This window comes from Cognatishimia sp. (genome assembly GCF_964229375.1).
Taxonomy (GTDB): Bacteria; Pseudomonadota; Alphaproteobacteria; order Rhodobacterales; family Rhodobacteraceae; genus Cognatishimia.
Genome location: NZ_CAXREH010000181.1, coordinates 21,336 through 29,358, shown reverse-complemented (window position 1 = coordinate 29,358; position 8,023 = coordinate 21,336). Strand labels below are relative to the sequence as shown.

Sequence of the window (8,023 nt, the reverse complement as noted above, 5' to 3'; positions counted from 1 at the left end):
TCCTGACAGATTTCGTCCCACAACTCGACAAAGGCGCGCATCTTGCACATCTCGGTGACAAAGCGGATGCCTGCGTTCACAAAGAAGGAAATCCGCGCGACCATGGGGCCGAAATCCTCGGCAGGTACGCGGGGTTTCAACGTGTCCAGAACCGCTTGGGCAGTGGCCAAAGCAAAGGCCAGCTCTTGTTCCGGCGTCGCGCCTGCCTCTTGCAAATGGTATGAGCAGACGTTCATCGGGTTCCATTTGGGCACGTTGGTATAGCAGTATTCCGCCACATCCGCGATCATCTTAAGTGACGGTTTTGGCGGGCAAATATAGGTGCCGCGGCTGAGATATTCCTTGATCAGATCGTTCTGCACCGTGCCCTGTAGCGCGCTGACGTCTGCGCCCTGTTCCTCGGCCGTTGCAATATACAGCGCCAAAAGCCAGGGGGCGGTGGCGTTGATGGTCATCGAGGTGTTCATCTGCTCGAGCGGGATCTGGTCAAACAGGGTGCGCATGTCCCCCAGATGGCAGACAGGCACGCCGACTTTGCCCACCTCGCCCTTAGACAGAATATGGTCGCTGTCATAACCGGTGTGCGTTGGCAGATCGAATGCCACAGAGAGGCCGGTCTGGCCTTTTGCCAGGTTGGAACGATAAAGCGCATTCGAGGCCTTTGCTGTCGAGTGTCCAGCATAGGTTCGGATCAACCAGGGGCGGTCCCGTGTGGGTGCGTCTGTCATAATTGCCTCGGCAATAAAATTACGTTTTGAAACACATATGAGAAATTTCGTGCTGCTGTCAATCGCTGCGTTGCAGCGGAACGTGGCGTCGTGTCACTCTGGCACTGCGAGGTCTATCCAGACAAGGCGATGATCCGAGGTCGGGTATTCCGCAAGTTCAAAGAGCGGATCGCTGGGTGACAGCCAGAAGACGCCTGCATCGATGACATCCAAGGAGCGAGAGGGCAGGACATAGTCGACGCGCAAGTTGCCAGGGGCTCTGTCGGTGCCGGGGGCGTCGCGATCATATCCGAAGTCGGCTGTATCGAAGCGGGCCGCGCCCTTGTGGCTTAGATTAGCGCCCTTTTGGCGTAAGCTGGCCTTGGTGGCGCCTTCGCTGGCCGGCGCTGTGCGGTCAGATCCATTGATCAACGGATGATCCAAGAGTTGGCCGATCGCATTCGGCACCGAGTCGCCATCAAACGGATCAGCGTTCAGATCGCCGGCAATCACGAAATGCTGCCCAGGATTTAACCCGCCAGAGCGCCCCATGTCGTCATAGATATAGGCGGCATCCGCGATATAGTCGGCCCAGAGCCGGATTTCGTCGTGGTTGCGGCGGCCGTTCAGGTCCTCGGGCCCGTCAAAGACCGGAGGGGTCGGGTGCGCGGTCAAAAAGTGCAGGGGCACGCCATCGATATCAAGGGTCAGATCCCAGTGGCTCTTTGAAGATAAACGAAAAACCTGTACCGCATCTGGTCGCAAGAATTCCTTGGGCATCAGATTGTTCGGCATGTCGCGCCATAGGAAGGTCTGAAATGTGCGCGTCGCAGTGATGGGATATCGGGTCAAAACCGCCATACCGTATTGGCCGGGAAAATACCCAAACCCATAGGAATCCCGTGGCCCCCCGATCTCGGCGTTGCCATCCAGATCATACCCAGACGGAACGCCTGTGTTCGTGGGGGCTGAAAAATGATGCTCATAGGACATGGGGGACGCAGAGCTGTGGCCCAAGGTGTTCTGGGGCTGGGTCAAGAGCGTTTGAAACGCGGCCAAGGCCTGTTCATCAAAATCAAACTCGTTAATCAGCAGGATATCGGGGCGCACGCGTTGAATGATTTCAGCGATGGCCAAAACCTGCGCGTTTCGCGCTTTGATATCGGCCAGCAGATCTCCGGCATTGCGTCGGTTGAGGGACACATTAAATGTGGCGACCCGCACCGTGTCGGCCATCGCGACGGTGCTTTTAGGCGGAAATGCTGCAAACGCAATGGCGATGCAGAGGCGCATAATTGCGAGTGTAATAATCTTGCGCAACATGCCTGCCTCTCCTGTTTTGCCCGATTGTTTCATTCGACAAAACTCTGATGAAGATTCCCTTAATTTGAGGTTGTGAGGATTAAGTGGCTGAAAAACATTGACATTTTAGCCGTTTCGCTCGTGCAGAGATATTTCTGCAATTGCGAGGTAATAAAATTACCCAATATGTAAAATATTGTTTGAATTCTTGCGCGCACGATTGTATCTCTCTCGTAAGGCCCGATTCTGCATCGCGGCATAAACGAAGCAAGGAGACGATCATGGCTCTCGACCTACAAGCCGGCCAGCCGACCTATACGGCGCCTGAAAAAGATCTGTACGAGCTGGGAGAAATCCCTCCGATGGGCTTTGTGCCCAAACAAATGTACGCCTGGGCCATCCGCCGTGAGCGTCATGGCGAACCAGAAAAGTCGTTCCAGGTCGAAGTTGTTGAAACGCCAAAGCTCGACTCCAACGACGTGCTGGTTCTCGTGATGGCAGCGGGCATCAACTACAACGGTGTCTGGGCCGGTTTGGGCAAGCCGATTTCACCGTTTGACGGCCATGGCGAGCCATATCACATCGCAGGGTCGGACGCGTCTGGCATCGTTTGGGCGGTGGGCGACAAAGTGCGCAACTGGAAAGTGGGTGACGAAGTTATCATCCATTGTAACCAGGACGACGGCGACGACGAAGAATGCAACGGTGGCGATCCGATGTATTCCAACAGCCAGCGGATCTGGGGATATGAAACTCCGGACGGCTCTTTCGCACAGTTCACACGCGTTCAGGCGCAACAACTTTTGCGTCGCCCAAAGCACCTGACCTGGGAAGAGGCGGCTTGCTATACGCTGACCCTCGCGACGGCCTACCGGATGCTGTTTGGCCACGCGCCGCATGATCTGAAGCCAGGTCAGAACGTTTTGGTTTGGGGCGCGTCTGGTGGTCTGGGCACCTATGCGGTTCAGTTGATCAAAGCGGCTGGCGCGAATGCGATCGGTGTGATTTCCGATGAAAGCAAACGTGACTTTGTGATGGGGTTGGGCGCGAAGGGCGTCATCAACCGCAAGGATTTCTCGTGCTGGGGTCAGCTGCCTCAGGTCAACACGCCAGAGTACAATGAATGGTTCAAAGAAGCGCGCCGGTTCGGCAAGGCAATCTGGGACATCACCGGCAAAGGCAACAACGTCGACATCGTGTTTGAACACCCCGGCGAAAGCACCTTCCCAGTGTCCAACCTCGTCTGCAAGAAAGGCGGCATGGTTGTGATCTGCGCGGGCACCACAGGGTACAATCTGACGTTTGACGTACGTTATACTTGGATGCACCAGAAGCGTCTGCAGGGCAGCCATTTCGCGCACCTCAAGCAGGCCGCAGCCGCGAACCAGATGATGATTGAACGCCGCATCGAACCTTTCCTGTCTGAAACCTTCACCTGGGATGCGATCCCGGCGGCGCACACCATGATGATGAACAACCAGCACCCTCCGGGCAATATGGCGGCCCTGGTTCAGGCGCCTGTAAAAGGTCTGACCACGCTGCAAGAAGTGCTGGACGCATCCCCCAAGGCGTAACAGCAAGAGACGTCCCCTCGGAGCACGCCCGGGCGATCGCAAGATCTCCCGGGCGAGTTTACTTTTAGGAAACCTGTTGCCTGCTAGGCTGTGTCGCCAGCACTTTGTGGCGAACACATGTGACACCCCAAAAGCGAGGGTCACCCATGGCACAGGTCACCCCGCCTGAGGATGACACAAGATATGATTGGATTATCGACGTTCTGACGGATCTTAGAACGTTTTCGCAGGCCAATGGGTTACACCAACTGGCAACAGAGCTTGAGGACATCACGCTGCTTGCTGCTGCTGAAATCTCGAGCCATCGGTCCAAAGGCCGGCAGCCGCTCAGCAATCTGCGCCAGTGACATCAGCGCATGAGGAGCTGGCTTATTTCTGGGCTTCATGCGTGTTCCAAGTCGGCTTCGCTCTGGCGGTTTTCCCAGTCTGCGCGTAAGTTCGCGCCATGACCAGTAAGGCGCTTACGCTCTCTTCCGATCAGGCCGAAGCCTATGATCAGATATCGACCATTCTCAAGGGCGCCGGTGTCGACCTTGATGACAGTCTTTTGCTGCCACCGCAGGGCGGCAAGACTTCTGTAGCGGCGGTCATGGGCAAGGCGGGCTCTGGGAAAACGCTGTTGCTGGCCGAGCTTGTGAATGCTTTGACCGAGGCAGGTCTTAAGGTTGTGTCCGGCGATTTTGAAGGGCGCAAAAGCAAGGACAGCCGCACTTTGGCGGTGCTGGCGCCGACCAACAAAGCCGCCAGCGTGTTGCGCAATCGCGGCGTGCCCGCCACGACGATTCACCGCATCCTCTATAGCCCTGTCTATGATCCTGAATATGAAAAGATCGCGGAGTGGCTGGCCGAAAACGGCGAGCGCCCGCAAATCGAAGGGCTGACCGAAGAGGCACTGGACCGCGCCCATGCCTTTTACCAACAGAATAAATCCATCCCCGGGGCGCTGGCGGCGGCCGGTCTGCGGGGATCTGACTTCATTACAGGGTGGAAACGCCGCGACGATCCGCTGGACGTCGGGTTGGTGGACGAAGCCTCTATGCTGGATGACCGTCAGTTCGAAGACCTGAAAGAGATCTTTCCAACGCTCGTGATGTTTGGCGATCCGGCGCAGCTTGCGCCTGTGAACCAGTCGGGATCGATGGTGTTCGACAAACTGCCCGAAAAGGCGAAATTCTCGCTGAGCCGCGTGCACCGGCAGGATGCGGATAACCCTATCCTCGATCTTGCCCACGCGCTGGCCGATCCCGCGATGGGGTTTGAGGATTTTGAACGCATGGTCGAGGCCAAATCGCGTGAGGACGACCGTGTGGTCTATGCCCAAAGGGTCGAAGTTGATCTGATGGCGCGCTCGCCGGTTTTGGTGTGGCGCAACGCGACGCGGGTGCGATTGATCAATGCTTTCAGGCTGGTACAGGGCGCGCCCGAGGACATGCTGCTTGAGGGCGAGCCTTTGATTTGCGACGGCATTGAACTGCCGATGAAGCACCGCAAAAAGCGTCTGGATCTTGAGGCGCGTGGCCTGATCAAAGGGGCGCAGGTGGTTTACCTTGGGCCGGGGCGCAAGCCTGGTTTTTCTCGGCTGCATGTTATGGGGGCCGAGGATCCGCAGGTCTCTGCGGCCTCTATCGTCAAGATCGAGAAGCCTGACGAAGAAGAGCCGTTTATCCCCTATGCCGCGCGAATGGGGGCGACGTTTTTGCATGGCGCGGCGGTGACCATTCACAAGGCGCAGGGCTCACAGTGGGAAAACGTACAGGTCTTTGCGCCGGACCTCTTTGTTGCGGCCCGCATGGGGCGTGTCGAGGCGGGTCAGCCCCTTTGGAAACGACTGGCCTATGTGGCAATCACCCGCGCGCAAGAGCGGCTTTACTGGGTTGTGCGTAACCGATTGGCAAAGCCGACCCAAGCCTTACGAATTGACGATCTGGCCACGGCGCCGGTTCCGCTGACCTTGGAGGAGCAGACATGAAAAGCATCTTGATCACTGGCGCCAGCTCGGGCATCGGCAAAACAACGGCCGAGGCGTTCCTTGAGCAGGGTTGGACCGTCGGCATGATCGCCCGACGCGGCGACGCGCTGACCGACATTGCCAAGCGCAACAAGCACGCGGTTGCCTTGCCTGTGGATGTTACAGACGCCACGGGCATGAAAGCGGCGTTTGAGCGGTTTGTCAGCTTTACCGGGCGCATCGATGTTTTGTTCAACAACGCTGGAACTTTTGGTCCAAGCGGTGAAATTGACGACGTTGATCTGGACGATTTTGATCAGGTGCTGAACGTCAACGTACGTGGCATGTTTATTGCCGCGCAACTGGCCTATGCCCAGATGAAAGCCCAGAGCCCCAAAGGTGGGCGCATCATCAACAACGGGTCTCTGAGCGCGCATAGCCCGCGTCCGGGCTCAGTGTGCTACACGACCAGCAAACATGCAGTAACCGGTCTGACGCGCAGCCTTGCGCTGGATGGCCGGGCCCATGACATCACCACAAGTCAAATTGACATCGGCAATGCGCGCACGGAAATGGTCGCAGACCTGAATGCGCGCGCGGCAGAAGAAAACCCGGACGCAGAGGTGATGCCGTCTATGGATCCGCAGGATGCCGCGCGGCTGGTGCTGCATATGGCCGAGTTGCCAGCAGAGGCGAATGTCCAGTTCATGACCGTCATGGCAAGCAAGATGCCGTTCATGGGTCGTGGCTAGGCCCCGCGGTTAAGATCCCTGACGGATAAAACGGAAGAACGCAGAGGCGCCCCAGCCCGCAGCAATCGCAATGGCGATGGACAGCAGACCATAGATCAGTGGCTGTTGGCGGGACAGGTTAAACAGGAACCGCTCTAGCCCAACTTTGCGCACATCGATCGTGGTCTCATGAACCGCGATGACCTGTTTGTCGCGCAACAGGAATACGCGCGTGGCATAGTCGCCTTCGGTCAGGTTCGCAGGCATCGTGATGGATGTGCGGAACAGCGTCTGTTCGGCCACATCAACCGAATTTTCCTGCAGTGAATACAGCCCGTTGTTTTCGCGAATGCGGGCCACGGCCTCGGCGAAATCCTGGGCGTCGGAAACAGCCATGTCAGCGCCGACAGACCGGATGGCCTCGCGGATCGAAATCTCGTGACGCAGATCTTCGACCGAGCTGATGATCTCGTCAAATGGGGCACTTGTAGCGACAGCGTAAAAGCTAGGCGCTTCGTCGACGGTCACGGAATCCGTGTTCACCCAAATGCCAAAACGCTTCTCTTTGCGGCGCACAACCAGTGGCTCTTTCGGGCCAGAGGCCGTGACGATCACTTCAAGCGGCGGGCCATCGGGAATGGCGTCTTCGCGTTTGACCGCGCCAAAGACAAGGATTTCAGAGCCATCAAAATTGGCCGTGATCGCGACACGGTTTTGGCTGAGGCCAAGAACCACGTTTTCTTGTGCCGCCGCGGGCAGGGCAAAACAGATCAAAAGGGCTAGCAGTCGAAGCATCAGTGACCTCCTGCCGCGCCAAGCGAGAACAATTCGCTTGGCATGACCAGCAAGTCAAATGCCAGCTTGCCACAGACCAAAAGCACCAGAAGGGCCAGCAGAATACGCAGCTGTTCAGCCTTGAGGCGCGTGCCGATCACGGCACCGATCTGCGCCCCAATCACGCCGCCTACCAGCAACAAAACCGCAAGGGCCATGTCCACGGTGTAGTTGGTTGTGGCGTGCAGCAGCGTCGTAAAGGCTGTGACGAAAATGATCTGAAACAGGGATGTGCCGATCACCACTTTCGTGGGCATGCCCAGCAGGTAGATCATGGCAGGTACCATGATAAATCCACCGCCGACGCCCATGATCGCTGACAGAACCCCAACAAGCAGGCCAACGAGAAGAGGCGGGATGACCGAGATATAAAGGCCCGAGACGCGGAAGCGAACTTTGAACGGCAGCCCGTGAATCCAGCTGTGGTTCTTGCGCTTGACCGGGGCTGCGTTGTTCTTCGAGCGACGCAGCGCATTCAGGCTTTCGACGAACATCAAGCTGCCGATGATGCCCAGAAAGACAACATAGCAAAGCTGCACCAGCAGCTCGACTTGTCCGAGAGATTTCAGGTAGTTGAAGATCACGACCCCAAGGGCCGCGCCCGTTAAGCCGCCTATCAACAGCACCACGCCCATCCTGAGATCGACCGTGCGCCGTTTGAAATGCGCCAATACGCCCGAGAAGGACGAGGCCACGATCTGGTTGGCCTCGGTTGCCACGGCAACGGCTGGAGGGATGCCTATGAAAAACAAAAGCGGCGTCATCAAGAAGCCGCCGCCGACACCAAACATTCCAGACAGCACACCAACCATGCCGCCCAATCCAAGCAGCAGGAAAGCGTTCACCGAGACTTCAGCAATGGGGAGGTAGATCTGCATGGCGCGTGTTTGCGCCTGTGGTCTTTAAAATGCAACCAGCCCGAAGAAA

The 8,023-nt window shown here is 57.3% G+C and carries 8 protein-coding genes; 4 read left to right on the top strand and 4 right to left on the bottom strand.

All coding sequences use genetic code 11. From position 1 onward, the window contains the following. Together ACEQWH_RS13335 and ACEQWH_RS13330 are read right to left on the bottom strand one after the other, a co-directional pair. A partial coding sequence (locus ACEQWH_RS13335) for a methylmalonyl-CoA mutase family protein (RefSeq protein WP_370231627.1) occupies positions 1-728 on the bottom strand: 728 nt, incomplete at its 3' end. Between the two features lie 93 nt (positions 729-821). After that, positions 822-2,030 (bottom strand): endonuclease/exonuclease/phosphatase family protein, encoded by a 1,209-nt coding sequence (locus ACEQWH_RS13330; protein WP_370231626.1) that lies wholly within the window; start codon positions 2,028-2,030, stop codon positions 822-824. Between the two features lie 260 nt (positions 2,031-2,290). Here ACEQWH_RS13330 and ccrA point away from each other — a divergent pair, with 260 nt between their 5' ends. From ccrA to ACEQWH_RS13310, 4 genes are all read left to right on the top strand, one after another. After that, the gene (ccrA, locus tag ACEQWH_RS13325; RefSeq protein WP_370231624.1) at positions 2,291-3,583 is read left to right on the top strand and encodes a crotonyl-CoA carboxylase/reductase; all 1,293 of its coding nucleotides are present in this window, start codon (positions 2,291-2,293) and stop codon (positions 3,581-3,583) included. 146 nt (positions 3,584-3,729) lie between these two features. Beyond that, positions 3,730-3,930: a hypothetical protein gene (locus ACEQWH_RS13320; protein ID WP_370231622.1), complete on the top strand. Its 201-nt coding sequence runs from the start codon at positions 3,730-3,732 to the stop codon at positions 3,928-3,930. 98 nt (positions 3,931-4,028) lie between these two features. Continuing rightward, positions 4,029-5,552, top strand: coding sequence for an ATP-dependent RecD-like DNA helicase (locus ACEQWH_RS13315; protein WP_370231621.1), 1,524 nt, complete (start codon positions 4,029-4,031; stop codon positions 5,550-5,552). After that, on the top strand, positions 5,549-6,283 hold the full coding sequence (locus ACEQWH_RS13310) for an SDR family oxidoreductase (RefSeq protein ID WP_370231619.1): 735 nt from the start codon (positions 5,549-5,551) through the stop codon (positions 6,281-6,283). The genes ACEQWH_RS13315 and ACEQWH_RS13310 overlap by 4 nt, the downstream gene beginning before the upstream one ends. Positions 6,284-6,292: 9 nt before the next feature. On the opposite strand, the gene ACEQWH_RS13305 is transcribed toward ACEQWH_RS13310, so the two are convergent. Both ACEQWH_RS13305 and ACEQWH_RS13300 read right to left on the bottom strand, forming a co-directional pair. Next, on the bottom strand, positions 6,293-7,057 hold the full coding sequence (locus ACEQWH_RS13305; protein WP_370231617.1) for a TIGR02186 family protein: 765 nt from the start codon (positions 7,055-7,057) through the stop codon (positions 6,293-6,295). Beyond that, the gene (locus tag ACEQWH_RS13300) at positions 7,057-7,974 is read right to left on the bottom strand and encodes a sulfite exporter TauE/SafE family protein (protein WP_370231615.1); all 918 of its coding nucleotides are present in this window, start codon (positions 7,972-7,974) and stop codon (positions 7,057-7,059) included. The genes ACEQWH_RS13305 and ACEQWH_RS13300 overlap by 1 nt, the downstream gene beginning before the upstream one ends. Positions 7,975-8,023: the final 49 nt, after the last annotated feature.

What these genes read in the sequence shown, in the direction of transcription:
- ACEQWH_RS13330 (WP_370231626.1), bottom strand. Translation starts at nt 2,030, where the DNA reads ATGTTGCGCAAGATTATTACACTCGCAATTATGCGCCTCTGCATCGCC.
- ccrA (WP_370231624.1), top strand. Translation starts at nt 2,291, where the DNA reads ATGGCTCTCGACCTACAAGCCGGCCAGCCGACCTATACGGCGCCTGAA.
- ACEQWH_RS13320 (WP_370231622.1), top strand. Translation starts at nt 3,730, where the DNA reads ATGGCACAGGTCACCCCGCCTGAGGATGACACAAGATATGATTGGATT.
- ACEQWH_RS13315 (WP_370231621.1), top strand. Translation starts at nt 4,029, where the DNA reads ATGACCAGTAAGGCGCTTACGCTCTCTTCCGATCAGGCCGAAGCCTAT.
- ACEQWH_RS13310 (WP_370231619.1), top strand. Translation starts at nt 5,549, where the DNA reads ATGAAAAGCATCTTGATCACTGGCGCCAGCTCGGGCATCGGCAAAACA.
- ACEQWH_RS13305 (WP_370231617.1), bottom strand. Translation starts at nt 7,057, where the DNA reads ATGCTTCGACTGCTAGCCCTTTTGATCTGTTTTGCCCTGCCCGCGGCG.
- ACEQWH_RS13300 (WP_370231615.1), bottom strand. Translation starts at nt 7,974, where the DNA reads ATGCAGATCTACCTCCCCATTGCTGAAGTCTCGGTGAACGCTTTCCTG.